This window comes from Bordetella sp. (genome assembly GCF_051960075.1).
GTDB lineage: Bacteria > Pseudomonadota > Gammaproteobacteria > Burkholderiales > Burkholderiaceae_B > Bordetella.
Genome location: NZ_JBQCER010000078.1, coordinates 1 through 25,984, shown reverse-complemented (window position 1 = coordinate 25,984; position 25,984 = coordinate 1). Strand labels below are relative to the sequence as shown.

At 50.0% G+C, this 25,984-nt stretch carries 28 protein-coding genes; all 28 read right to left on the bottom strand.

Translation table 11 applies throughout. The features are described 5' to 3' along the window. On the bottom strand, positions 1-457 hold a 457-nt coding region (locus tag ACTHJ1_RS13415; protein ID WP_440193159.1), incomplete at its 3' end, for a hypothetical protein. Between the two features lie 49 nt (positions 458-506). Further along, the gene (locus tag ACTHJ1_RS13410) at positions 507-1,370 is read right to left on the bottom strand and encodes a phytanoyl-CoA dioxygenase family protein (RefSeq protein WP_440193157.1); all 864 of its coding nucleotides are present in this window, start codon (positions 1,368-1,370) and stop codon (positions 507-509) included. 3 nt (positions 1,371-1,373) lie between these two features. Further along, on the bottom strand, positions 1,374-2,072 hold the full coding sequence (locus ACTHJ1_RS13405) for a class I SAM-dependent methyltransferase (RefSeq protein ID WP_440193155.1): 699 nt from the start codon (positions 2,070-2,072) through the stop codon (positions 1,374-1,376). A 101-nt stretch (positions 2,073-2,173) separates the two neighbouring features. Continuing rightward, on the bottom strand, positions 2,174-3,427 hold the full coding sequence (locus ACTHJ1_RS13400) for an ABC transporter ATP-binding protein (protein ID WP_440193153.1): 1,254 nt from the start codon (positions 3,425-3,427) through the stop codon (positions 2,174-2,176). Then, entirely contained in the window at positions 3,424-4,257 is an 834-nt protein-coding gene (locus ACTHJ1_RS13395) for an ABC transporter permease (RefSeq protein WP_440193151.1), read from the bottom strand. Before ACTHJ1_RS13395 ends, ACTHJ1_RS13400 begins: the two co-directional genes overlap by 4 nt. 11 nt (positions 4,258-4,268) lie before the next feature. Continuing rightward, entirely contained in the window at positions 4,269-5,492 is a 1,224-nt protein-coding gene (locus tag ACTHJ1_RS13390; protein ID WP_440193149.1) for a hypothetical protein, read from the bottom strand. Positions 5,493-5,513: 21 nt separating this feature from the next. After that, on the bottom strand, positions 5,514-6,797 hold the full coding sequence (locus ACTHJ1_RS13385; RefSeq protein ID WP_440193147.1) for a hypothetical protein: 1,284 nt from the start codon (positions 6,795-6,797) through the stop codon (positions 5,514-5,516). Continuing rightward, positions 6,794-7,852 carry a pseudaminic acid synthase gene (gene pseI / locus ACTHJ1_RS13380; RefSeq protein WP_440193146.1) on the bottom strand — a complete coding sequence of 353 codons (1,059 nt, stop codon included), beginning with the start codon at positions 7,850-7,852 and terminating at the stop codon, positions 6,794-6,796. Before pseI ends, ACTHJ1_RS13385 begins: the two co-directional genes overlap by 4 nt. Positions 7,853-7,862: 10 nt before the next feature. Continuing rightward, complete coding sequence (gene pseH / locus ACTHJ1_RS13375; RefSeq protein ID WP_440193144.1) at positions 7,863-8,375, bottom strand: UDP-4-amino-4,6-dideoxy-N-acetyl-beta-L-altrosamine N-acetyltransferase; 513 nt, start codon at positions 8,373-8,375, stop codon at positions 7,863-7,865. Beyond that, entirely contained in the window at positions 8,368-9,432 is a 1,065-nt protein-coding gene (pseG, locus tag ACTHJ1_RS13370; protein WP_440193142.1) for a UDP-2,4-diacetamido-2,4,6-trideoxy-beta-L-altropyranose hydrolase, read from the bottom strand. The genes pseH and pseG overlap by 8 nt, the downstream gene beginning before the upstream one ends. A 6-nt stretch (positions 9,433-9,438) precedes the next feature. Continuing rightward, the gene (pseF, locus tag ACTHJ1_RS13365) at positions 9,439-10,128 is read right to left on the bottom strand and encodes a pseudaminic acid cytidylyltransferase (protein WP_440193140.1); all 690 of its coding nucleotides are present in this window, start codon (positions 10,126-10,128) and stop codon (positions 9,439-9,441) included. After that, the gene (pseC, locus tag ACTHJ1_RS13360; protein ID WP_440193138.1) at positions 10,125-11,282 is read right to left on the bottom strand and encodes a UDP-4-amino-4,6-dideoxy-N-acetyl-beta-L-altrosamine transaminase; all 1,158 of its coding nucleotides are present in this window, start codon (positions 11,280-11,282) and stop codon (positions 10,125-10,127) included. Before pseC ends, pseF begins: the two co-directional genes overlap by 4 nt. A gap of 15 nt (positions 11,283-11,297) precedes the next feature. Continuing rightward, the gene (pseB, locus tag ACTHJ1_RS13355) at positions 11,298-12,296 is read right to left on the bottom strand and encodes a UDP-N-acetylglucosamine 4,6-dehydratase (inverting) (RefSeq protein WP_440193136.1); all 999 of its coding nucleotides are present in this window, start codon (positions 12,294-12,296) and stop codon (positions 11,298-11,300) included. Positions 12,297-12,299: 3 nt separating this feature from the next. Beyond that, positions 12,300-13,403: a DegT/DnrJ/EryC1/StrS family aminotransferase gene (locus ACTHJ1_RS13350; protein ID WP_440193134.1), complete on the bottom strand. Its 1,104-nt coding sequence runs from the start codon at positions 13,401-13,403 to the stop codon at positions 12,300-12,302. After that, positions 13,381-13,764, bottom strand: a complete 384-nt coding sequence (locus tag ACTHJ1_RS13345; protein ID WP_440193132.1) for a sugar 3,4-ketoisomerase — start codon at positions 13,762-13,764, stop codon at positions 13,381-13,383. Before ACTHJ1_RS13345 ends, ACTHJ1_RS13350 begins: the two co-directional genes overlap by 23 nt. A gap of 2 nt (positions 13,765-13,766) precedes the next feature. After that, on the bottom strand, positions 13,767-14,861 hold the full coding sequence (gmd, locus tag ACTHJ1_RS13340) for a GDP-mannose 4,6-dehydratase (RefSeq protein ID WP_440193130.1): 1,095 nt from the start codon (positions 14,859-14,861) through the stop codon (positions 13,767-13,769). A 12-nt stretch (positions 14,862-14,873) separates the two neighbouring features. After that, positions 14,874-15,851, bottom strand: a complete 978-nt coding sequence (gene fcl / locus ACTHJ1_RS13335; RefSeq protein ID WP_440193128.1) for a GDP-L-fucose synthase — start codon at positions 15,849-15,851, stop codon at positions 14,874-14,876. A 165-nt stretch (positions 15,852-16,016) separates the two neighbouring features. Then, entirely contained in the window at positions 16,017-17,909 is a 1,893-nt protein-coding gene (locus ACTHJ1_RS13330) for a hypothetical protein (RefSeq protein ID WP_440193126.1), read from the bottom strand. Between the two features lie 24 nt (positions 17,910-17,933). Then, on the bottom strand, positions 17,934-18,674 hold the full coding sequence (locus ACTHJ1_RS13325) for a hypothetical protein (protein WP_440193124.1): 741 nt from the start codon (positions 18,672-18,674) through the stop codon (positions 17,934-17,936). Positions 18,675-18,677: 3 nt separating this feature from the next. After that, positions 18,678-19,442 carry a class I SAM-dependent methyltransferase gene (locus ACTHJ1_RS13320; RefSeq protein WP_440193122.1) on the bottom strand — a complete coding sequence of 255 codons (765 nt, stop codon included), beginning with the start codon at positions 19,440-19,442 and terminating at the stop codon, positions 18,678-18,680. Between the two features lie 27 nt (positions 19,443-19,469). Then, positions 19,470-20,273 (bottom strand): phytanoyl-CoA dioxygenase family protein, encoded by an 804-nt coding sequence (locus ACTHJ1_RS13315; protein WP_440193120.1) that lies wholly within the window; start codon positions 20,271-20,273, stop codon positions 19,470-19,472. A 26-nt stretch (positions 20,274-20,299) separates the two neighbouring features. Next, positions 20,300-21,235, bottom strand: coding sequence for a glycosyltransferase family 2 protein (locus ACTHJ1_RS13310; RefSeq protein ID WP_440193118.1), 936 nt, complete (start codon positions 21,233-21,235; stop codon positions 20,300-20,302). Positions 21,236-21,262: 27 nt separating this feature from the next. Next, on the bottom strand, positions 21,263-22,393 hold the full coding sequence (rffA, locus tag ACTHJ1_RS13305; RefSeq protein ID WP_440193116.1) for a dTDP-4-amino-4,6-dideoxygalactose transaminase: 1,131 nt from the start codon (positions 22,391-22,393) through the stop codon (positions 21,263-21,265). Continuing rightward, positions 22,393-23,268, bottom strand: a complete 876-nt coding sequence (locus ACTHJ1_RS13300; RefSeq protein ID WP_440193114.1) for a methyltransferase domain-containing protein — start codon at positions 23,266-23,268, stop codon at positions 22,393-22,395. Before ACTHJ1_RS13300 ends, rffA begins: the two co-directional genes overlap by 1 nt. Positions 23,269-23,297: 29 nt before the next feature. Further along, positions 23,298-23,699: a GtrA family protein gene (locus tag ACTHJ1_RS13295; RefSeq protein WP_440193112.1), complete on the bottom strand. Its 402-nt coding sequence runs from the start codon at positions 23,697-23,699 to the stop codon at positions 23,298-23,300. Continuing rightward, positions 23,689-24,609, bottom strand: coding sequence for a hypothetical protein (locus ACTHJ1_RS13290; protein WP_440193110.1), 921 nt, complete (start codon positions 24,607-24,609; stop codon positions 23,689-23,691). The genes ACTHJ1_RS13295 and ACTHJ1_RS13290 overlap by 11 nt, the downstream gene beginning before the upstream one ends. Beyond that, positions 24,606-25,271: an acetyltransferase gene (locus ACTHJ1_RS13285; protein ID WP_440193108.1), complete on the bottom strand. Its 666-nt coding sequence runs from the start codon at positions 25,269-25,271 to the stop codon at positions 24,606-24,608. Before ACTHJ1_RS13285 ends, ACTHJ1_RS13290 begins: the two co-directional genes overlap by 4 nt. Continuing rightward, positions 25,271-25,906 carry a class I SAM-dependent methyltransferase gene (locus ACTHJ1_RS13280; RefSeq protein WP_440193106.1) on the bottom strand — a complete coding sequence of 212 codons (636 nt, stop codon included), beginning with the start codon at positions 25,904-25,906 and terminating at the stop codon, positions 25,271-25,273. Before ACTHJ1_RS13280 ends, ACTHJ1_RS13285 begins: the two co-directional genes overlap by 1 nt. Positions 25,907-25,984: the final 78 nt, after the last annotated feature.

The window sequence follows — 25,984 nt, the reverse complement described above, 5'->3', positions numbered from 1 at the left end:
GCGGCAGCGGCGAGGCGATCTGGCCCACGATCAAATTTACGTGCCGCTTCAGTTCGCGCAGCTTTGCCGGGGGTAGAAAAGCCAGATCCTGGCAGTACAGGACGTCGGGTTTGTAGGCCAATATCTGTGCGACTGCGATTTCAGCCAGGCCAGGCAGCAAGGTTCTGATGAAGGGGATTCTCTCCAGCCGGTGGTGCAGATTCAAGCCCAGATTGCTAAACCGAAATCCTGTTTCACTGGCCCAACGGGTTTGCAGAGGCACTGCACTAACGATAAAGTCCTCGGCCTCATGCCCGAGACTCTTGAGATGTCGTGTATAGAAGTCCGAGGTACCGAACAATTCCTCAAGCAGGCTTTGCCGCTGGGCATCATATGGCAATGCTGCGCGCCCGGACGCAGCAGCATAGAAATTGGCCAAAAATCCGGAGTAATAGGAGTCGAGCAGAGCGATGCGCATAGTTATTTAATTTTTTCATTTCTAATTATTGTTCATTAATGATGCTGCACTAATTCATTCTTGCTACAGGATGAAAGTGACGATAAAGCGCATCCGTTATCTCCCTGTTGGGATAAAAATAGTCCGTAAGGGCATATCTAACTCCTTTTCGGATTGGCGCGCCTCGATGAATGGTTCTTGAATCAAAGAGAAGTACAGTCCCAGCTTTCGCTGTCAAGGTGTGTAAACGAGCCTGGCCTGTTTTTGCCAATAGAGCATCAATATCGTTTTCGGTCATTCGGACGCTACCGTAAGGATGGGCAAGAATCCTACTATCCTTAAGTATTCTTCCCAAATGATGGGAACCCGCCAGCAACTGGAAAGGTCCATTGTCCGGACCGGTATCGGTCAGATACAGCATGGCCTTGAATTGATTCATGAAGTTGTCTCTATGCCAGCCTCCGCCAGAGCCAGGATTGTCTGGCGAGGCAGCTAATCGCGCCCCCAAGGTGAAAGCTACGCGAGCGGGCTCCTCAAGATAGATATCTGCAATCTCTTGCAGAAGAGGATGTTGCGCAAAAAAAAGAAACTCGTCATCGATCTGTTCGACACCATGTAGACGATGATCGTACGGAGTCGCCGGATGAATTAGTGAAGGATTTTTCTCCAGCGCTGAATCCAGACGAGAAACCAGGAGTTCACAATGTTGGCGAGAAATAAAATTCTCTATTGCATAATATCCTTGGGATTTCAAGCCTTGAACAATTTTTTGCGTATCTGCAAAAGACGGCGACAAATGAGGCCTACTTTTATGTTTGCGTATTATGTGGTTGTCGATAAGCAAACACGTGGTGCCTCGCCATCCAAATGGCTCTTGTAATGCCGTTTTTTTTAATTTCTCAATTGCGGCTAGAGCCAAATTTCGGATAATCATGATCTAGCTAAAATGAAGTACATGAATTTGATCTTTTGATGTACTGCGATAAATATCTACTTGCTTGCAATCGATTTTTGAAAGAATTAGTCGATAGTAATCTAACGACATCTTGCGGCGCAAATATGGAACCTTATGCGTGCTACCAATATCCATATCCAAGAGTTCAACCCAGTCTTCTCTCTCCGCCGGAGGTTCAAAAAAGCGAATTACTATTTTCTTCGCAATACGGCTGGCCGCGCGTAAAGAGCTTTCCGGAGAAGGAAGCATTTCTATCACGTGCGAATAGCACGCGACATCAAAAGACTCATGCAAATTTGTCAGAGTATTAACGTCATCACAGACGAAATTTCCTGAAGGGAACGCCTCACGAGCGGCGTCAAGTAAAACGTCTGAAAAATCTACTCCGGTGTACGTGAAGGCTAGACCTTTCTCAGTCAAATACTCTCCAAGATTTCCGTTTCCACATCCTAAATCCACAAGCCGCATCGGCTTAGGGCCAAGTTTCTCCAATACCTCATAGAGAACAAGCTGAGAGTCCTGCGATGGATGGCCAAAAGACTTCAGATAGCGCTGCGCGATACTTTTGGGGAAGGCGTTCCATGAGGATTTAAGAGTGTCGTTCATTTTATGAGTGCCTTTTTCAAAAATCCTCTGATCCTTGACCATCGTGCTGCTCGAATCTGTCTTGCCGTTGCGCATTCTCTAAAATTTTTGAAAAGCTCAATTTTCTTGGGCTTGAAAGACACATCGATTTGTTTATATTCCATGAGTAATCTGTCCGAAAAATTAGAAAGTAGAACCTATTTCTGCTTCCAATGACCTGGGGAAATTATTATTCCCTGTCTATCAGTCCGATAACTCTTTTTCAACAAACTGAGTGTGTGGCTTGCGACTTCGAAGGTTATTTCCCCAGAAATGTCCCTCATTAATTCTGTGGGAGTTCCAGCGGTAATTCGTAGAGAATATGTTCCTTCCTTTAGCGTCTTTTCAGGGATGGTATATGTAGCAAAATACCGTCCTGGTATCGTGGGAAGAATTTCATGATCATCATCGGTGTCGAAGGTCTGAAATAAATCAATCCCGTCTTTATTCAGGGTAATGGCAAATTGCAGTTCCGTAAGCAGCTCACGAACTTCATATTCGATTTTTATTGATATCGGCTCAGATAACTCAAAATCTACGGAAGGTTGATCATGAATGTTGCTTAATAAAACACGATCAATATGGCAGGGTCCACCGCTGTCCTTAAAGGAAAACACTCCCGCAGAATTACCTCGCCCAATTCCTGCATACAACGGGATAACCTGCGCAGGTGTTCCATCGGCTTTAATGGTGCCTCGCTCGAGCATGATGGCTCGACTGCAGAACTCGGTTATCGCGCCCATATTGTGGCTTACGAACAATACGGTTCGCCCCTGTCCGCCGACTTCCTTCATCTTCCCCAAGCACTTTCTTTGAAATGCCGCATCACCAACAGCCAGTACTTCATCAACAATAAGAATGTCCGGTTCAAGATGCGCGGCAACCGAAAATGCCAGTCGCATGTACATGCCCGACGAGTAATGCTTCACGGGAGTGTCGAGGAATTTCTCGACTTCGGCGAAATCTACAATGGCGTCAAATCGACGTCGAATATCCGCTCTGCTCATGCCAAGAACAGCGCCGTTTAGGAAAATATTTTCACGCCCTGTCAATTCGGGATGAAAGCCGGTTCCCACCTCAAGAAGACTCGAGACTCGGCCGGCGATCTCTATGCTACCTCGCGTAGGGGAGGTGATACGCGATGCAATCTTCAGTAGAGTACTTTTCCCAGCGCCATTGCGGCCTATGATGCCGATCTGCTCGCCTTGTCGCACGTCGAAAGAAATATCATCCAGTGCCCAGAAAGTTTCTTTTGTTTCATGGGGAATTTTCTTTCTCGTAAATGGAATAATTCTCTTCGCAATGTCTATAAGCGCATCGCCGAATTTCCGGTACCTTATGACATCTCGGCCACGATGAGTTATTTGGTACGATTTTCCGAGATTCTTGATGGAAATAGCAATATTGCTCATATCTCGTCCGCGAAAGTATTTTCAGTGCGGCGGAAGTACCATATTCCACTTGCTAATAATATAAAAATCACAGCTAATGAAAGAATGATGCCGGGGAAATAAAGATCAGTATTGGTGCCAAGCAGAGCCCAACGAAAACCGTCAATTACAGACACCATAGGATTAATTGAGTACGCCAATCTCCAATGCTCCGGTATGACGGTAGAGCTGAAGCCTACCGGAGAAACATATAACCCAATTTGAGTTATAAAAGGAACAATATAACGAAAATCCCGATATCTTACATTAAGGGCTGCGAACCATAATCCCAACCCTAGAGCAGCGGTAATTGCTATAACAATCAAGGGTATCAAGGTCAGAATTCTGAACGTTGGCCATACGCCATACCAGGCCATAAGTCCCAACATAATAACCAGAGAAATCCCAAGATCCACTAGACTGACGGCTATCGTACTCGCTGGAATAAGTAATCTGGGAAAATAGACTTTCGAGATCATATTGCTATTGACGAGCAAACTATTACTCGAGTCTGTTAGCGCGCCGGCGAAAAAATACCATGGAAGCATCGCAGAAAAAACCATCAGCGGGTATGCTGTGCCGCTGGATGGTAGTTTTGCAATGCGCCCGAACACAAACGAAAAAATCAACATGGTAAGCAATGGGCGCACGACGGCCCAGGCTATGCCTATTACAGTTTGCTTGTAGCGGACCAGAATGTCTCGCCAAGACAGAAAGAATAAAAGATCTCGATAAGACCATAGATCGTGGAAGTAACGACTATGCGTATTACTAGAGCTAATGACTATGGTGTGTTTTTCAATGGTGCTCATGATCGTGCGAGTCAGCCGAATATTCTCGTTTTAATATGCTTTGCCAAATTCAGCCATTTCCGCTTGTTCGCATTGAGATAGATAAGATCGTGTTCTACCTTGGCCGTATCAAGATGCGCAGCGGAATCACACTCGTTGGCAAGGACACGTTCGGGATATTCATGATTTACCATCCGCTGAAATAGTTTCGCGTCAAGGCCATCCAGAGTAGATATCGTGATCATGAATTCCTGTAGGGATTGCTGCAAGCCATTTGCTACTCCCCCTATGCCTTGATGATGCCAACCCAAGCGTCTGTCAAGATTTTGGCTTAGAAGGCTACCTTCGAAGGGGATGTTCAAGTCCAAAAATATATCGGCAAGTTTAAGTTCAAGCTTCGCAGTTGTTTTTATCTCAGAAAGCTCTTCGTGATAAGCGCCTGCATCAAAAGAGCTCGCATTTGTCAGGGCATTTATAAGGGCATCAGCATATTGATTATCATCCGTTACCGCATAGTATCCGGGCGACTGTCGCAATGCTTGTGGAAGAATCGACGCTACGCTGGGGTAGGCAACTACTGGTAGGCCTGCACACCACGCGTATGCTGCAATTCGGCATCTGCGCTCTTCAGTCGCGCAATGCAAAAAAACCTTGCTATTACGAAAAAAAACGGAAAGCGTTGTTCTGTCAAATGGATTAGGCGAATCGAAGTTGGTCGTTAGAAGCGTAAATCGAGTTCGTTCCTCTATTGTAAACAATGCCTCATAATATTCCCTTATTCCATATAAAACAGTAGCCTCATCAAAAAAGCGATGTTCAGGAATTGGGCATATATAAAGAACACGGAGAGGTTTTTCGGATTTGTCGAATAAATCGCGTATTGTGCGCAAAGCGATTTCCGGTCGTTTGAAGAAAACCGGATTTCCAACTATTAAAACATCCCAGAATTTTGATTCGGCCCCCGCCGGAAAGTAAGCCGATGGAGTGAAATTGCAGGCATCCATCGATAGCAGGCGATATGGCTTGTCGTCGATTGGACGTAGGTCTTCTTCTCCTGCCATAAAGAAATCAAATTGAGGCGGAGGGGAAAATTGATAATCGTGCCAATTGAAGTGCAAACCAATGACATAGATGTCGCGCAGCTTTGCCAGTTCTTGCAATAAATCGGAAGATGACTGAATGCGCCGCCATTCTTGCGTTGTAAAGGTGACGACACCTTTAGAGGAACTCAGAGGAAGCTTAAGTAGGCAGGCCATGGATCAACGAGTCGATTTTGTTCATACGAAAACTGAGGAATCTACCGTATCCTCGAAAAATATATTGCGAGACGGGGTCATCGGCAGCGAATAGGGAGACGGAAATTCTCCATTTTCAAGAGGACGACCAAAACCGAATTTGACTAGATCGGTGAGAAGATCCTGAGCTTCCATGCCGAATTGCAAAATATAGCTCGGTTTGTTAAAAGCCATCGCCTCCCATAATAATGTCGAGGATACGCTGATATGTACGACACATTCCCGTAGAAGATCGTATGAATCATTTCCGGTCAAAATGACATCATCTTCCAAGATATCCTGATATAAGCCTTTTGCTTCATTAGGGTGAGGTGCAATGGCGATTTTCCAACGGCGTCGGCGGCATTCTGGAAGAATGGATTGTATGTGCTGCTTGATTATCTGGCTAGTGTGAGGTTGAGTTGTATATAAAATATAAGGGGAATCAATCGGGACGGGGCAAGCAGGCCCGGTATCGAGGAAATATCCTATAATCTTTACTTGAGAGGGCGACCAACCTGATTGCAGTAGTAAATCACGCCAATATTGCCCATAGACATAGCAAAAATCTGGAAGTAAGGCTTCGCTGCGCGGAATATTTCTGGATTTTTCTAGATTATAAAATGGATGTGAACGATAGATAATTCCATGCTGAATATCAGATACGCAGATATCGAGGGATTTAGCCGCCGAGATTATCGCCTCTTTCCCGTACCATACAATCAAATTTATAGACTTCGGTGATAATATTAAAAAAATGAATCGCCAGAGAGCCCGTTTGACTGCAAAATTAATAATGAAAGGATCTGTGGTTCCAGTTTGTACCTGATATAAGCGAGATAACAGGGTCGTTATCAAGGCCGCAACTCTGTCGACATGGGTAGAGTTGAGTCGTAATCCAGGATTTTTATAATTTAAGGAATTTTTTGAATCCTCGAAAATTATAATCTGAGAGAGATCAAGATTTTCGGAAAGGTATAATGGGCGTGATTTTTCTCCAGCTTGCCGAATTCGTGTCGAATGATTAAAGGCCAGTATTCGCCCTTTTGGGGCTACGCCGCATCGAACTAGCAGCAGGAAAAAATTAAATATAGCGATAAACCTACCTGCTATACGCTGAAAAATGGAAGGTTTTTTTTTGGCGAAAGAGATGGACGCGGGGGTCGGTAGTTTCGTAGAGCCTAACCCATGTGATTCATCAAAATATTTCTTGAGAAAGAATAGCTCGTCGCACGAACGCCAAGATTTGATCAGTTCTCGAATGGGAGGTAGATCATTTTTTATCATGTATTGACCATCTCCCAGGTCAACGCGGTGCCACGAGCGATAGCAATATTTGCCGCTTTTCCCAAAATGGCGTCCAGATGGCGCGGAGCCAAGCCAAATCCTGGACGAATCGAACGCAAGTTCTGCGAGGTAAATATCTCACCGGCTTTTATGTCCTGCACGACATACAATGAACGTCGAAATTGAATGTTGCCAACTTCGCTCGCAGTTCTGGCATAGTTGATCCGCCCCAGTGCCTTCCAGGCTGTTTTTGTGTCTCTGCACAAATTCGCCATATCTTGTGGCTCTAAAGAAAAGCTATCGTCTGGACCTCCGCCGCTTCTATCTAGGGTGAAATGTTTTTCGATAATGCAGGCGCCCACGGCAACGCTTGTAATAGCGGTCGTATTGTCTAGCGTATGATCGGACAGCCCAACTAGGGTGTTGTACTTTTCGCGCATATCTGGAATCGTGCGCAGATTGTATTCATCGCTGGGGGCTGGATAGCCGCTTACGCAATGTAAGAGGGCCAACTGTTGGCAGCCGGCGCTGCGGGCGGCATCGACAGCCTCCTGGATCTCGATCTCATTGGCCATACCCGTAGAAATAATCATGGGTTTGCCTGTGCTCGCTACATAGCGAATCAGGGGTATATCCACGGCTTCGAAAGACGCGATCTTGTAGGCGGGAGCGTCCAGCGATTCCAGTAAGTCGACAGCCGTGGGGTCGAAGGGAGAACTGAACAGCGTGATGCCCAATTCGCGCGCGTGCTCGAACAAGGGCTTGTGCCATTCCCACGGCGTGTGGGCTTCTTCGTAGAGATCATAGAGGGATCGACCGTCCCACAAACCGCCCTTTATGCGAAATTCCGGACGGTCCACATCCAGTGTGATGGTATCAGCACGATAGGTCTGGAGCTTGATGGCATCCGCTCCGGCGCGCTTGGCCTCGTCCATAATCCGGAGCGCAGTTTCCAGACTGCCGTTGTGATTGGCCGACAGTTCGGCAATCACGTAGGGAGGTTGATCGGCGCCGATCAGCCGACCGGCGATTGAAATAGAACGATTGGTGATCATGGTGTGCTTCCTAGTTTCCGGCTACCCACTCCGCCTTGAGCAGGCCGAAGCAGATCAGGTCATGATAGGTAGAGCCGATCAGGCAATGTTCGCGCAAAGTGCCTTCGCTGCGAAATCCTAAGGCTTGGTGCAGTCGTATCGACTTTTCATTGCCAGCCAAGACCTGACCGGATACCTTGTGTGCGACCTTCTGTTCGAAGGCATAGCCTAGAACCTCCCTGCAGAGCGCGCGCCCCGTGCCTTTTGGGGCGTCGGGCGCTGCGTAGAACCCCCACGCGAAAATGCCCGGATAGCTCTCTTCCAGATTGGCATAACCCAGGGCTTCATGTCGTTCGTAAATAAGTAAGGTCCTGTGGGTGTTGGTTCGGCTTTTCTCGAACCATTCCTGGTGTTCGTCCAGGCTGATTTCGTGTTGCGTGGTCATGGCCGTGCGAATGTCTGGATGGTTGCGCCATCCAAGAACCAATTCAAGATCATGGACGTCCATCAACCGTATATGGCCTTCTCGGCGAATGCTAGGCATGCATGGCCTCTGCTACGCGTTGTACTCCCAAGCCGTCCACGACAGCACGAGAGTTCTGGCTCATATTGTCCATAGTCTGCCGGTCCAGTCCGTTCAGCTTTTCTGCCAGTCTCAAGGCGATTTGATCTTGCGTGCCGATGGTGAGCTGAACTCCGGATGCATCCATCGCGTACGCTCCCGGGCGCTGATTTTCTGCCAGAATAATCGTCAAGGTAGGAAGCCCGAGGCAGCAGCGTTCCCAGCTGCTTGCTCCCGCCGCGCCAATGGCTAAATCGCTGTTTGCCATGCGTTCCGCCATATTGCCGACGTTGACGTGCACGGTGGCACGGCGCATCTGCGAGGCCTGTATTTTGACCTGTTCCAGCCAAGGGCTGTGTTGTCCCATAATGACTTCTATTTCCGCGGATGCTGTCTTGGGTGAATTTTCAAGCACGTTTAGCACAGCGCGGGTGGCATTGTCCTTGTCTACGCCGCCCATGCTGATCAGGATGCGGCTCAAAGGCCAGCGCGAACGAGACAGGCTGCGCTCGCGCCATTGCGCAAATTCCGGGCGCAGCAAGGCATATCGCGGTCCGGCCATAATCCGGCTGTCTCTCGGCACCAGTCCAGAATAGTCCATAGCGTTCCGTCCCAGGTTCTGGTCCAGCAGTAGATCGCAATCATGCGGTCGGTCGGCAAGATCATCTATGGCGAGAATATGTTCAACCTTCGCGCGCAGCGTCCGCTCCCATCGCGCGTCGAGGCAATAGTGGTCCACAATCAGCCAAGCAATCGAGTGTAATGCGCTGCCGAGCGCCGCTTCAGTTTGCCGCGCATCCGTTTCCCACGACAGCCCAAGCCAGTCCGGAGTGCTTTCGGCATCGGAAGGGTGGGGCAAGCGGGCGACCGAAAAGCCTTGCCCTTCTATGTAGTCGCAGAAATTGCCGTCGAGCAGACGAGAGATGAAGAGCACTTCATGGCCCGCATCGCGCAGCGCGCGCGCTAGCGTCAGGCAGCGCATGACATGGCCTGTCCCGATCTGAAGTGAAGCATCGGTACGGATGGCAACGGTTCCCATGGCGGTTTACTTGATGCGAAGAGCAGCTTGATGCAGGGCTTCGGCGCGAAGCCAGTCGTCCAGAGTGTCTATGTCGACTACGCGCCATGAGGGCATAAGGTGCCCTACGGCATTGCTATGCACGCGCTGCTTTTCCTGCCAGGATCGAGCGCTACCCCAATAAAACTGGCCTGCATCATGGTAGGCGGGTTCCAGATCTTGGGTCCTGGTTAGTTCGTATTCCGGATTCATTGGAGCCATGCGACCGTCTTGGGCTCTGCGCAAGGCCCGCTGAATTGCGGAGGGAAATTCCGTGACGGGAAAGCAGAAATCCGCGTCCGATTGTCCGAATAATTCAAACGCTGATTTCAAGTCTTGTGGTTGCAGGAAGGGGACCGCCGGATAGATACAGCACACATAGTTAACCGCCCAGCCCAAGGCGGCACATTCCCGGATCGCGTGCGCGACCACAGGAACTGTCGGTGTATGGTCATCCGACAATTCCGCAGGACGAACGAACGGCACCTCGGCTTTCAGTTCTATCGCCAGCTTCGCGATTTCCTGATCGTCGGTCGAGACGACAATATGTTCGAAAAGGCCACTCTGGGCAGCCGCCTCGATCGCATAGCCGATCATGGGCTTGCCACAGAAGTCGCGGATGTTCTTGCGTGGAATCCGCTTGCTGCCGCCCCTGGCCGGGATGACCGCAATCCTCATGGCTGCAGAGCCTTCTTGATCGCACCGACCACAGCTGTTTGTAGATCGGGCGCAAGCGTCGGATACATCGGCAAGCTGATGGCCGACTCGTAATACCGCATGGCTTGCGGAAAATCTTCAGGCTGGAAGCCGAACTTTGCGTAATACGGTTGAGTGTGGATGGGGATGTAGTGAACGTTGACACCTATGCCCGCTTCGCGCAGGCGGATGAAGGTATCGTGGCGGTTCACAGGTGCTGTATCCTGTAGGCGGATGACGTATAGATGCAGGCCCGAATAGGTATCGGGGTGCTGCCAGGGCAGAATCAGAGGCAGGCCGGCAAGCAACTCTCCATAGCGAGCCGCTAACGCGTGTCGACGGCTCACGTATTCGTCGATGCGCGTGAGCTGGCTGATGCCCAATACTGCTTGCATCTCTGTCATGCGGTAGTTGAAGCCCAGGTCGATTTGCTGGTAGTACCAAGGCCCGTCGGGTGCATGCGTCATCTGCGCGGCATCTCGCGTGATGCCATGGCTGCGCAGCAGCGCCATGCGCGAAGCGAGCCCGTCATTGTTGGTGACCGCCATGCCGCCTTCGGCGGTCGTGACGATCTTCACCGGATGGAAGCTGAAGACAGTGATGTCGCTGTATTCGCAGTTGCCGATCGGCTTGCCGTGGTAGCGTCCGCCGATAGCGTGCGAGGCGTCTTCGATAATCCGGAAGCCGTAACGTTGCGACAGCGCCTGGATTCGTGCCATATCGCAAGGTTGGCCGCACAGATGCACGGCGACGACGACCTTGGGCAGCCGGCCGGCGGCCTCGGCCTGGACCAGCTTGCGTTCCAGCGCGTCCGGGCAAAGGTTGTAGGTGCGCGGGTCGATGTCCACGAAGTCGACCTGCGCGCCACAGTACAGGCCGCAGTTGGCCGAAGCGGTGAAGCTGATGGGCGTGGTCCACAGCCAGTCACCGGCGCCCAGGTCCAGGGCCAAACAGGCAATATGCAGCGCGGAGGTTGCGCTATTGACCGCCACGCCATGACGTGCGCCGCAGTAGGCAGTCACGGCCGCCTCAAATTGCGGTACCTGCGGGCCCTGCGTCAGAAAATCCGAGCGCAACACCGCGATCACGGCATCGATGTCTGCCTGGGTTATGTCCTGGCGGCCGTAAGGGATCATTTCGCGCACTCCGCTTCAAATCTTGCCGATTTTTTCGGCGTTGTCTCGCATCCAGCCCTGCAGCGCCTCGACGCTCATCCATTCGGTGTTGTTGTCGCTGGCGTAGGTAAAGCCTTCTGCCACCTTCCTGCCGTCACCTATGCGGGCCTTATCGGTGTCCCAGTTATGAATGGCGGGCAGGATCTTGAAGTGTTCCTGGTATTCGTAGGTATAGAAGGAGTCCTCGGCGCTGATCATCTGCTCGTGCAGTTTTTCGCCAGGGCGAATGCCGATGATCTTGTGCTTGGCGTCGGGGGAAACCGCCGTGGCGACTTCCGTGACCTTCATTGACGGGATCTTCTTGACATAGATTTCGCCACCGACCATGTCGACGAATGCATGCCAGACCAGTTCGACGCCTTGTTCCAGCGAAATCATGAACCGCGTCATGCGCGTGTCGGTAATGGGCAGCTCACCGGTATCGCGTATCGACATGAAGAAGGGGATCACGGATCCGCGCGACCCCATGACATTGCCGTAGCGTACGACGGAGAACCGGGTGTCGTGGCCACCAGAGTAGGAATTGCCGGCGATGAATAGCTTGTCCGAAGCCAACTTGGTAGCGCCGTACAGGTTGACCGGGCTGCTGGCTTTGTCGGTGGAAAGCGCCACGATGCGCTTGACGCCGCGGTCGATGCAGGCATCGATCAGATTCATGGCGCCGTTGATGTTGGTCTTGACGCACTCGAAGGGGTTGTATTCGGCCGTGGGGACGATTTTCGTCGCCGCAGCGTGCACGACATAGTCCACACCATCCAGAGCGCGATACAGGCGCTCGCGGTCCCGGACATCGCCGATGAAAAAGCGCACGCGGGGGTCCCCATTGTAGAGTTTGGCCATCTCCCATTGCTTCATCTCGTCGCGGGAATAGATGATGATTTTCTTGGGGTTGTACTTGGCCAGCGTCATCGGCACGAAGGTGTTGCCAAACGAGCCGGTGCCGCCGGTGACGAGGATGGTGGAGTTGGTCAGCATGATTTAGTGGGTGTATTGGGCGATGATTTCGCAGACGGTATGCACATCTTGAGGCGTATGGCCGATGGAGATCGGCAGGCTGAGCTCCGTTGCGTGCTGCTCGTCCGAAATGGGGTACTCGCCCGAGAGGATGCCTTGCATGGCTTCCTGTCGATGCGGCGGAATCGGATAATGGATTTCGGTCTTTACGCCGCTGTCCAGCAGGTACTGCCGTAGATGATCCCTTTTCGGATGGCGTATGCCGTAGATGTGGAAGACGTCGAATTCGTCCGCGCGGCGCACGGGCTTGTTTACCCACCCGGGCAGTTCGGTGAAGTAGATGTCTGCCAGCGCCCGTTTATGCGCAGTCATTTCGTCGAGATGCCGCAGTTTTACGCGTAGCAAAGCCGCCTGCATCTCATCCAGACGTGAATTCACGCCTATATAGCGGTTGACGTATTTTTGCTTGGAGCCATAGTTGCGCAAGTGCCGCAGCTTGTCGGCTAGTGCGTCATCGTCGGTCACAACAGCACCGGCATCGCCGACAGCTCCCAGGTTCTTTGTCGGGTAAAAACTGAAGCAGCCAGCATCGCCGAAGGTGCCCGTCATTTTTCCGGCGAACTTGGCTCCATGGGATTGAGCGCAGTCTTCCACTACCTTCAGACCGTGCTCGCGCGCGAAAGCGCCGATTGCATCCATGCGGCAGGTCTTGCCGAAAAGGTGAGTGACGCAGATGGCGCGCGTCTTCGGCGACAGCACGGCGTGTAGTCGGGCCGGATCGATGTTGAAGGTTTCCAGTTCAGATTCAACCAGCACCGGCTTGTACCCAGCCCGCACGATGGCCAGGATGGTTGCAATATAGGTATTCGCAGCCACCAGGATCTCGCTACCTTGTGGCAGGCCGAGCGCTTCAATGGACAGGATGAGCGCGTCCAGCCCGTTGGCGACGCCTATGCAATGCTTGGCGCCGATATGGCGGGCGAATTCCTCTTCAAAGGCGGCGACCTCCTGGCCCAACACATACCAGCCGCTGCGCAGAACGCGGGTCGCCGCAGCTTCGAGCTCAGCCATGAAGGTAGCGTTCGACTTGGCCAGGCTTTCGTACTCAATCATGTTGGGGGCTTTCATAGGGAGTATCGATGTATTCGCTGCGGTCGTACGTATGAGATGACATGACGAGCAACACGGAGCCCGGGCCGAACGTCATGGTGTGCCAGTCCTTGGGTTCGACCAGCAGGCATAACCCAGGATGAGTCAGGTCGACCGTTTCTTCGGTAATACCGTCATTCATGTAGATTGACACTGCGCCACTGACTGCGATCAGGGCCTGCCGAGTATGACTATGACGATGCCCTCCTCGGGTCTGACCGTCTGCTCCGTATATCCAATAGGTACGCACCACCGAAAAAGGCAACGCGCCTTCAAGGACGGTCAATGCGCCACGCTGATCGGCGAAGGTCGGTAGGTTCAGGATCGTGAAATGCGACATGCTCACTCCCTATAGTCCAGCGTCTTGAACCCGTGCTTTTTCACCAGTTCGTCGCGCTCGGCCGCCCTCAGGTCCTCGGTCACCATCTCGGCGACCAGTTGCTTGAACGAGGTGCGCGGCGTCCAGCCGAGTTTTTCCTTGGCTTTGGTGGCGTCGCCCAGCAACGTCTCCACCTCGGTCGGGCGGAAATAGCGCGGGTCGACCGCCACGATGCACTTGCCGCTGGCGTCATAGCCCTTTTCGTCGACGCCTTCGCCTTCCCAGCGAATCTCGATACCCAGTTCGCGCGCGGCGGCATCTACAAAATCCCGGACGCTGTATTGCACACCAGTGGCGATGACGAAGTCTTCGGGCTTGTTCTGCTGCAGCATCAGCCACTGCATTTCGACGTAATCGCGGGCATGGCCCCAGTCGCGCCGGGCGTCGAGGTTTCCCAGGAACAGGCAGCCTTGCAGGCCGAGCTTGATGCGGGCCAGAGCGCGCGTAATTTTGCGCGTGACGAAGGTTTCGCCGCGGATCGGGCTTTCGTGGTTGAAGAGGATGCCGTTGCACGCATAGATGCCGTAGGCCTCGCGGTAGTTGACCACGATCCAGTAGCCGTAGAGCTTGGCCACGGCATAGGGGCTGCGCGGGTAGAAGGGGGTGGTTTCCTTCTGTGGAATCTCCTGCACCAGGCCGTACAGCTCGCTGGTGCTGGCCTGGTAGAAACGGGCCTTCTTTTCCAGCCCCAGAATGCGGATGGCTTCGAGAATGCGCAGCACGCCCAGGCCGTCGGAGTTGGCGGTGTATTCGGGCTCTTCGAAGCTCACGGCGACGTGGCTTTGCGCCGCCAGGTTGTAGATCTCGTCGGGTTGGGTTTGCTGGATGATGCGCACCAGCGACGACGAGTCGGTCATGTCGCCATGGTGCAGGAAGAAGCGCACGTTTTTCTCGTGGCGATCTTGGTAGAGATGATCGATACGGTCGGTGTTGAACAGCGAGGTGCGCCGCTTCAGGCCGTGGACGACATAGCCTTTGTCGAGCAGCAGCTCGGCCAGATAGGCGCCGTCTTGTCCGGTGACACCGGTGATCAGTGCGACTTTGGGTTGCGCAGACATGCTGTGGGACCTTTATTTGCGTAGAGACGGGGTTTTCAGGAAGTCCTGGTAAGCCAGGGTCAACCCTTCTTGAAGCGCGACTTTTGCTTGCCAGCCCAGTTGGTGGACGCGGGTGTTGTCCATCAGCTTGCGTGGTGCTCCGTCGGGTTTGGTCGCGTCGAAAGTGATGTCGCCGGCATAGCCGACGACCTTGCGTAGTGTTTCGGCGAGCTCGCGGATGGTGACGTCATGGCCGCAGCCGATGTTGATGTGGCTGTTCATCGGCTGGGTGTGCCGGTCGTAGACCGCCTTGTCCAGGTTCATAACATGCACGCAGGCGGCCGCCATGTCGTCGACGTACAGAAATTCGCGCCTGGGCGTGCCCGAGCCCCAGATGGCCACATTGGGGGCTTTGTTTTCTTTCGCTTCGTGAAAGCGGCGGATCAGGGCCGGGATGACGTGCGAGTTTTCGGGGTGATAGTTGTCGCCCGGGCCGTACAGATTGGTCGGCATGGCGCTGCGGTAGTCGATGCCGTGGCTGACGCCGTATTGCCGGTTGTAGCTCTCGCACAGCTTGATGCCGGCGATCTTGGCAATAGCATAGGGCTCGTTGGTGGGCTCTAGCGTGCCCGTGAGCAGGGCGTCTTCGCGCATGGGCTGATCGGCCAATCTGGGGTAGATGCAGCTCGAGCCGAGGAACAGCAGTTTTTTTGTGCCGCTACGGAAGGCGGCGTCGATGATGTTGGCTTCCATCATCAGGTTTTCGTAGATGAACTCGGCCGGATAGGTGTTGTTGGCGTGAATTCCGCCCACTTTGGCGGCGGCCAGGTAGACCTGGTCCGGCTTTTCCTGCGCGAAGAAATCGCGCACGGCGGACTGGTCTGTCAGGTCGAGTTCGGCATGGGTGCGGGTGACGAGGGTGTTCCCCCCGGTCGCCCGCAGGATGCGGACGATGGCGCCGCCCACCATTCCTCGGTGTCCTGCGACGTAGATTTTCTGGGGGCGTGGCATTTTTTGCGCTGAGTGAGTACGGGCAGCCATTTTACTTAATCTGTGCCAGACCAAGACACACCGCATTGATGACAGCCATATCCAGATTACGCCATATACGCATTCAATCAAGCACGACAATTAGGCAATTGTCTAAAATTTGGGGCTTAGGCAAAAAGATGGTTACTAAGGCGAAAATTTCTTATCAATTATTTTTGTACCGGCTAATATCCTAGGGCTGTCGGTAATTTCTTGGTGCTTTAAAGATAATCCATATTGCGAATAGCCATAGTAAATAAGCGGGCATCCCTTTTGCGGTCGAATGATATTAATCCAGGCATGTTCACTAATTGCGGGGAAAATCAAAGGGTATACATCACAAGATAGTCCCGGGATGATTGGCAATCGCTCGTCGGTAAGACGATATATTTGATTTTTCGGCTTTGAACGAAGCGACAGCAACGTTTCTATTGCAGGAGTAATCAAAGCTTCTCTATCTCGATTCGTGCGCGCAATGTCATTCCTGAAGATGTTTATGCTTCCAATTATTTGTATTGTAAATATTAAAAATAAAATTAAATTTCGGGATGTTTTCTGATGCAGTGCTTTTGATTCAACAATAACGATGACGCATGGAAGAGCTGCGAACATGGCCACGTTGGATATGTAATAAAGCGAGCCACCCGGGATTCCCAAAAGTAGAACCGCTAATATCCCAACGCAAGTCGTCGCTAGCACATAGATGGTGATTGGTGCCTGAAATAATTTTCGAATACCCAACTTTCTAACGCCTGCTCCAATAGCAATCCAGCTGAACAGGAAGTGAAAGATAAAAAAACTTAAGATTTGCCAAATGGCTATTAGTATCAGCCGAGCGTTTATTCCGGCCGTTCCGGTTGACATATGCACGAGCGCCCCAACAGTATTTCCTCCGCCATAATTCAGGAGAAAATCAAGAGGGGCCAGTTTGATGCCGTCGGCAGCCGTCTGTGTTTGTGCCGGTGTCAACGCGAAAGCGAATGCAGGGATTATTGCGCACCCAAGGCAAGCAAGTTCCCAACTGCTTGGCCATTTTTTTCTACGCAGAAACAGCACTCGCGTAAGCCATAGCCCGGCATAAATAATTCCAACCGTTGCCTTCGAATAGGTGATTAAAGAAGTGGCGAGCAACACAAATATCGCATCGGTTTTGCTTAATTCGCGCATGAATAGACATGGCAGCGCCGCCATAAATAATCCAAGGCCGATCATATATGATTCAGAGGTGAAATATGATTCCCAGACACCCCATCTTCCTAAAGCGCGAGGAATCAACCATAACGCGATGGCAATACCACTCCAATATAACGAGATCGAAGGCTCTTTTTTTCTACTAAGCTCCGCACAAGCAATTGCGATAGTAAATATTAGTATTGGAGCAAATAAAATTTTGCTGGCTACGCCATATACTTCTAAAATTGATTCATGAGATATTAGGCTGAGGCCACCCATGAGTGTATGTGACAACGCATAATAAGGAACCGTTATAACACCATTCAATCCCGTAGATATCGAATTATAATTTTTTATCATTGCGGAAATGCTGGTATGAAATATCGTGTCCGGAGCCAAGTCGCCAACATATAAGCGAAAAAGCATATCGAACGACGTATCCACGCGAGCGGCCATCACGGTCACGCTAGCAATTCCCGCCATCAAAAGCGTGGACGGGATTTTGGGTTTTGAAATTCTTAAATATTTGGCTGTATAGATCAGCCCCATAAAGCCAATCGCAAGGCTAAACTCCTCTCTCCCTTTAACCGGACTATAAATCAAGAGAGCTATCAGGCTATAAGTTACAACTATGCTCCATGCAAAACTTCCGAACCAGCATGTAAGCATGTAAAGCACAGCTGCTATTAGTAAGCAGCTTAATGCGATTGGAGCGGATTGATCAAATACAATTTTGCTGCGCGTTATCGCACTTTCACCCATAAAAATTATTATCTGGGTCAAAAAAAGGGTAACGAATAAATAATTCGCCCTATCTTTTCCTTGACTGTCATCGGCAAGCGATTTGTGGTGCAAAAATGCAAACATTAATATTACTTTAATAATTGATTTTTAAGATAGAATTTCGTAGATATTCGTGAATGCAGCTAAACGTCCGGTGTGGGCGGTATAATCGGGCAGGGTATCAAGATCAATACAGTCAACGCCATGTCGCTGATTGCCGTCAAACATAACAATCGATCCGTATGCCTCGAGATCGATTTTTTCTCCGTGCTTATCGATAACGAACCCTCCGCCGGTATGAAAATCGGCGCCGCGCTTCGACATACATGCCGAGACTTGCAAGAAGGGCATTCCTGAAGTACCTAATACTTTTGGGAAATGCGTATCACGGTGCTCGCTCATGAACCCACCACCTCTGGGATAGTGGTGAATTCTGCAAGCATCCCATATGCCATCGCTTTCCAGAACATGAGGGATGCCGAAAAGCCTATTCCGCAACTCAAGTAAGGTCGAGAAGACTTTATTTAGAGCTTCCAGGCCTGACGTGTTCTCTGAAAAATAGGTCGTCGTTAGAAATTGAGCATAAGGTTCACCAACACCGTTGGTTGAGCCGATGGCTAATTTCCGCCAAGGGCGACGTGTCAGCGATTTTCTGTCTAATCTAGACTTTTGAGGATGAAGCTCCAGCTCAGACAGTTGACTGAAGTATTCGTTTTTCGCTGCAATAACAAGATTTGCGAATTCATCATTCTTCAGAATGAAATAACCATCCTGCTCCAGGCCACGTTTGATGGCTACACTATGAAGATCGAACAAATTATATGCTAATTGATTTGAGGATAAATTCATGATCTATGGTGTTGCTTCAAAAAACAGCACAAGGGAGCGAGTGGAGTCGGTGAATATCTTCTGGAGAAGATGAAAAGGAGAGAGCGTATATTTATTTAGCAGCAATCCAAGCAAAGGGGGGAAATGAGTCTTGTATTTCACCGATCTACGGCCAGATTGCTTGGTGCGCTCCAATGCCGAGAGTGCTAGTTTTTGTCGTTCGCTTCGATTCACCAGGAAATTCGAAACAGGCAGCAGAATATTGGATATTGGAAAGGTTAGGCCAGCAATGTGTTTAAGTTTCCAGCCATTAGAATTAATCAGATTCTCAACACTCGATCGAGTATAGCGCCGGCAATGGCCTGCAATATCATCCTCAATGCCCCAATGTTCCGGAGAGGCGGGAACTAGCGCAATCATCAGCCCACTTGCTTTGAGAATTTTCGCTGATTTTTTCATGAATTCCACTTCAAGCCTGTCATCCAGATGTTCCATGACCATGCAGGAGATTACTAGATCGACCTTTTCTTCTGTTCGAATATTCAGGTAACTCTCGTGCACAGGCATAAAACGATTCTGCGAGATATCTATCGCGAATCGCTCCTCTAGAGCAGAAATCGTTTTTTCTTCAAGATCGTAGGAACGGCCAGTCCAACCCATTTCCAGAAGCAGCCTAGTGATTTCTCCCGAACCTGGGCCGACTTCGATAAATTTTCCGACAGGTAGACGAAGGAGTCGCTCCTTCAAATACATGAGTTGAAGTATGGTGCCGGGAGGTAGTACGTTCATATATCTTAAGAAGGAGGCTGCTGAATATTATTTGGTCTTTTGGAAGCGTTCACTAAGGTAAGCATCAACGCTCTGAGCTTCCATGGTATTGAAGCCCAAGATTTTTATTGTTTCTACGGAGAGCTCACTCATGCTCAGATTGTTGGGAAGATTGATCTGTTGCTTGAAATATGGAATATTGAACACATGATTTATTGCACGCCTGGATTGAAGGGTTTTGTTATACCCACCAGAGTGAAAGAGCATACAATCAAGAATAATAAAATTCCCCGGTTTAGCGGTTACTTGAATTGCGTTTCTTTTTATGTAGACTTCGCTGGGAAACTCTTCTGATTTGTGCGATGCCGGCAATACATAGGTTGCACCATTGTCTAATGTAAATTCATCTAGGCAAAACAAGGCGTTGATCGCAAGGGGGGAACTTGAGACAAAATGCTGATATGGGAGATCTCTGTGCCAAGCCCCTTGGTTGTATTCGCTTTGGGGTGGGTTTATCACACCGTTTTGTTGATTTAGGATAAAGCTTCCCGAAATCAATTTCTCAATAGTTTGCAGGAGCCTTTTACTCAAAGCCAATTCAAGGAAAATATTTTTTCCTTGAGTCAAAAGCGCACGAATTGTGTTGTGCTCATTGGCGCTTATCAGTTTGGATTCGCCATGCTTGGCGAGATAGGCTGCATGCACTTCGTCGAATGCTCTGGATAGTGCCGTCAGTTCAGTCTGGGAGTAACCAGAATCCAGGACTGCATAGCCTAGATTCCTGACTTGTTCAACAACGTCGTCAATATGAGATTCCGCGTGACTGCGTATCCTAACTCCGTAGGATTGCATTGGAATATTTCTGGGGAGCATTGTCACTAATCCGCAGTCTGTGATGTGCCATATATCTGGCGAATTATTGTTCTTGGTCGTTGTTTTACTTCTGAGAATATCTTTGAAATATAGATTCCCTGAATACCAAGAAAGAATATTATTAAGCCTGAGAAAAACCAGATTGATGCTATCAGGGATGTGTACCCAGTAGGCGGTCTCGAGACTATATAATATCTAGCTATCAAATACATAATATATAGTAGCGCGGAAAGCGAGATGGCAGCCCCGGAGTAGAAAGTAAATACTAACGGGAAATTGCTGAATGAAGTTATGGCATTGACTAGATGATTTATCTTGCGAGATAGAGAATAAGTCGTGGGGCTGCTAGAGTGCTTTTTTATTGGTCGTTGATATTGATTGAACCCGGTAATGATCCAAAGCCCGCCTATATTTATCTCTCGTTCTTTGTGTAGCAATAGTGCGTCTACATAGCGGCGTGACATAAGCCGTGCAGTCGTGATGTTGTCCGGCTGATCGATCCTGGTGAAGAGCCGAAATATTCGATAGAAGATTTTCCCGGTTAGCTGTTCCGCGGCGCTGCCTTTGCGCTGGGTCTGTATCCCGTAGACGACATCGCACTGTTCGCGGGCCATATCAGCATCGAAATCGATTCCCCATTCTGGCTCCTCTTCAAGATCGCTATCGATTAAGAAGACGTGATCCCCTTTTGCCGCTTCCAACCCACTCATCATTGCATGGTGGTGACCGAAGTTCCGGGATAGATCGATGACCTTGACATGAGGGTCGCTTTCGGCGAGTTGTACTGCAAGCGCAAGACTATTGTCTGGTGAGCCATCGTTCACAAGAATAATTTCATAAGACTCTCCTGCCAGTTGCTGTGCTACAGCACATACTCTTCGATGGAATTCGATGATGTAAGGTGCCGAGTGGTAGAGCGTTGCAACAATAGAGAGTTTCACGATTAGATGCCTCTTAAGAAATCCCGATCAATTCAATGCTTCATGCAAAACATCAACAATCTGGCTCTGCTGTTCTATCGTCAGATCTGCCCACATCGGCAAGCGTACCAATCTCTCGGACTGCCGATCGGTGATCGTCAGATCGCCATGTGTTCGTCCATATCGCATCCCTCCTGGTGAAGAATGCAGCGGGACATAGTGGAATACTGATCCAATATCGTTTTGCTTGAACTTATCCAGCAGTGTCTGACGGTTGATTCCTGGGGACAGTAATATGTAATACATGTGTCCATTGTGCTGGCACTCGTTCGGTACGATAGGACGTCGCAAAACTCCTCTTGATTCAAGCGGCTCCATCAACTCGTGGTAGTGCTGCCAATGGGCGAGTCTCTCCGCCGTAATGCGGTTGGCTTCTTCAAGTTGCGCCCAAAGGAAGGCTGCAATGAGTTCACCCGGTAAGAACGACGAGCCTACTTCTTGCCACGTATATTTATCGACCTCACCCCGGAAAAAGCGGCTGCGATCAGTGCCTTTTTCTCGGATAATTTCCGCGCGCAGCGTCAAAGATGCTTCGTTTACAAGCAGGGCACCGCCTTCGCCAGAAATGACATTCTTGGTTTCGTGAAAACTGTAGGCACCGAGATCGCCAAGGCTACCCAGTGCGCGACCTTTATATTTCGCCATGACACCTTGCGCGGCATCTTCCACAACATGCAACCGATGGCGTTTGGCTATATCCAAGATGGTGTCCATCTCGCAAGCTACACCAGCATAATGCACGGGTACGATTGCTCGGGTGCGAGGTGTGATTGCAGCTTCGATCAGCTTTTCGTCCAAATTTAGAGTGTCTTCGCGTATATCGACAAATACTGGTACGCCGCCACGCAGCACAAAAGCGTTTGCCGTCGACACGAAGGTATAAGACGGCATGATGATTTCGTCGCCTGGCTGAATGTCGAGCAAGAGTGCCGCCATTTCGAGCGCTGCAGTGCAGGAGTGCGTAAGTAAGGCTTTGGCGCTTCCAGTACGGGACTCAAGCCAGGAATGGCAGCGCTTAGTAAAAAGTCCATCACCTGCCAACATCTTGTTGAAATGTGCTTCGGCAATATAGAAGAGCTCTTTGCCGGACATATAGGGTTTATTGAAGGGGGTTCGCATCAGCTATTGACCTTTCTCGCTACAACCAATCGGGAGCCACCAAGCGGAAAACTGATACCGCACGAAATCAGTCTGCGCTCAAACAACATTACTCCGAGAAGAAATGCATTCAGAAAACCAGGAAGACGAAATTCGGTGGTTGAGTCAAAATTTTCATCCAATTTACGGGTTGTGCCACGAGAGAGCAGCAGGGCAGGCAGCAATAGGCTTACGAAGGATGTACTACGCTCAATAGAGAATCCGGCGCCGATAACCTTTTCATGAAGCTCGCTCTTCGTGTAGCGCCGTATGTGACATGCATAAGTATCTGAAGCGCTCCACAGCCACCTATGCTGCGGCACTGTCAGAAACAAGGTGCCACCAGGCTTGAGTGATCTATGCAATTGCGCGAGTACAGTGGTGTCTTCTTCGATGTGCTCAAGAACATCGAATATTCCTACCGAATCGAATTCGTCCACAAACGGTACGCGGCGCGCATCCATCTGCATGAATTGCGCGCCATGAACACGGGCAACCGCGTGAGATAAACCATCGAGAAATATCTCACTCCCATGCAAGGCCATATCCGGGTGTGCCTTTGCGATGCCTGACAGTACAAAGCCGGTACCACAACCCACCTCCAGGAAGGAGCGTGTATCGGGCGCATAGGTATTCAAGGCCCAGAGAATAATGCTGTTGCGAGCGCGAAACCAGAAGTTGGTTGCTTCCAATCTAGCCAGTTCTGCGAAGTATTCCGGTTTGAACCCACCGCCCGCATTCGCGAATTCCGGTGCGTGGGCTGTGATACCCGCCAGAGAAATCGGCTCATACCCACATGCAGGACATCGCCAGGCGTCCGAGGAGAAAACATGCTTACATTTAAGACAGGCTCTCATGGCCGCATTACTCCAATGTTGGCCTGGTATCAAATAAATACGAAAAGACGGGACGAGACAAATAGAAAAATCGCCACTACCGCAATTGCGAAAGCCTCGATAATTTGATGCGGAAAGCCTAGTTTGTCTACAAAAAAAGCTAGCATGAAAATATTCAACAAATAGCCTAGTATCTGCACTACCAGATAACGGACGCCAGCAACTCCCATGCGACCATTATGTTGAAATGTGAAGCGTCGGTTTGCAAAAAAACCAATGGTTGCACCTATGGGATAAAGAATCGTTACCGTGAATTTCGGTGTAACTCCATAATATGTCAGGAGAATGTAAATTCCATATCCGATGAGATTGGTCAACACGCCGATCAGCACGAAGCTGAATATCTGTCTTAGAGAGATGTTTGATAAAGCCTGAATCAATTTATCGTTCATCTAAGATCGCCAAACCAAAGCCCGTTTTCCCATAACCATTGCCGTTGTACAGCATGTATCTTTCCCCTTTATGATCGAACACAAAGGGATATTCGATCATTTCCGAATCCCACCCCTCGTCCGCGACAGAAATGCCGCAATTTTCCAGATCAAGCGACCAGCCTGTTGCGGTATCGCTTTTCGCATGGCCAATGCGGTATTTTTCACCAGAGCCACTGCGAAAGGAAAACCACATATCCAGACCACCGTCTTTGCCAGGCAGGACCGTCGGTCTTGAGAACGCCTGAGCGCTTCCTAGGATGTAGGGGACCGCCAAGCCGTTGCGTTGCCACTGACGGCCGTCATCCGAGGAAGCATGATGAAGCGCATGCAGCATCTCTCCGTTGCCAGCATTCCAGGTATGAGTGGATCCATACCACATGTCAAAGCCGCCTTCTTGTCTCGGTAGTACCCAGGGATAAGATAAGCTAATCGGATCTATTGCAGTGGTACCCATGAACGGTAAGTCACTGTCCAATTCCAGCGTACATTTATCTGTCAGAACAAGGCGACCGATATCGCCCCGCCAATGTTCGCCTTCTGGTGCCTGCCACCCCATAAACAACATGTAACGGACACCATGGGTTTCATAGCAGTTGCCGATGCTTACGCCATCGGCATAGAAACTGCCGGCCGGACCGTGCTCGAAGAATGGAAGATCGTGTTCAGCCGTTATCTCGCGCTGGGCGACGTCTATATCGACCGCTCCCACGGAAGAGCGATTCCGTTCGTCGCGGCCGCTATAGAAAATACGATATACATCACCCTCCAAATGAACTGGCAGAGGATTCGCAGCGTGCGAGAGCAACTTTGGATGTCGTCTGCCGGAAGGCACATAAAGCTGGCCCAGCTTTTTCCAGTATCGGGTCATATTCCTCTCAACCTCGTGCTCGGAACTCTAGAGCGCTCAGTGACTGGACCTAGATAGACGCCTTCGGCGTCGGCACTTGATAGCAGCAGTGCACCAGCACCAATTACACAACGATCGCCGATTTGGATGTGATCGCGCAATGTGGCGTTTACGCCAATAAAGCATTGCTCCCCAATCTTCACGCCGCCGGAGACAACTACGTGGGAAGCAATAAATGTGTGATCCGAAATAAATGAATGATGACCTATGTGGTTTCCGCTCCATAGGGTCACATTGTTGCCTATCTCTGCAAAAGGTTGAATAGTGTTATCTTCGAGAATAAAACAATTTTCGCCAATTTTATTCTCATTTAGCACTGTTGCTTTCGTGCTGATATAACTGGCTAATTCGTAGTTCAATGCCTTGGCCATCAAATATTTTTCCTTACGAATCGCATTGATTTTTGAATAGCTCAATGCAATAAAGATTTGAAAATCCGAGGGTGGATATTCAGTGTAAATATTTTCGAAAGGAACTACAGGCAAGCCGCAGAAGCTGGGTTCTTTTATATAATTGGCATCCACAGTAAATGCGACAACCTCATGATTGGAGTCGTTGCAGAAATAGTAATACGCCAGTTGAGCTATATCGCCAGTTCCGAAGATAACCAATTTCTTATGCATCAAGGTTTCCTTACGAGGATGGTGAACTCATAAAGGCCATAGTCATGCAGCAAGGCTACATGGCGAGAGTACCGGCGCTTGCATAGATCAAAGATTTGGCACGGATTTGCGTAATAAAGATAATCGCGCTTCTTATTTTCATCAGAGTATGAGGTCAAACAATTGAAGGAAAACCCGTGCAGGCTAGTCTGATTGAGCAGGTCTAGTGTGGCCTGTAGGTAGTCGAGCCATTCGGCGTCGCTTCGTTCAAGGCGAACATTAAATATGCCGCTGGCAACACCATAATCTGCCGGTTTGTCGGGTTGTATAGCGGTGATGAACCGCGCATTGGCGTTTTTTTTATGACGAGCTTCTGCCGCGAGCACCATATGCTCGGATATATCGATGCCAAGATATGATGAAATTGAATATATGGGCGTGAGGTAGTCTAACAATGCACCATATCCGCAGCCGAGATCATTAATAGAAAAAGTCGCTTCAGCGCCCTGAACCACTTTGCAAAGTTGCTTGAAGCGCAGGAGTTGCCCTTCCTCTCCATTCCAGTCGACTCCGCGAGGCGTTTCCCCATGCTCTGCAAGTTTTTCGGAGTAGTAACCGGCGACTTGGGAAAGCAAGTCGTGTTTTGTATTGTTCAAGGTTTTTTTTTAAAGATATATTAAAATTGCGAGAGATTTAATTTTGCGCCGCGCTTGTTTTGCGCCAATTAAAAAAAG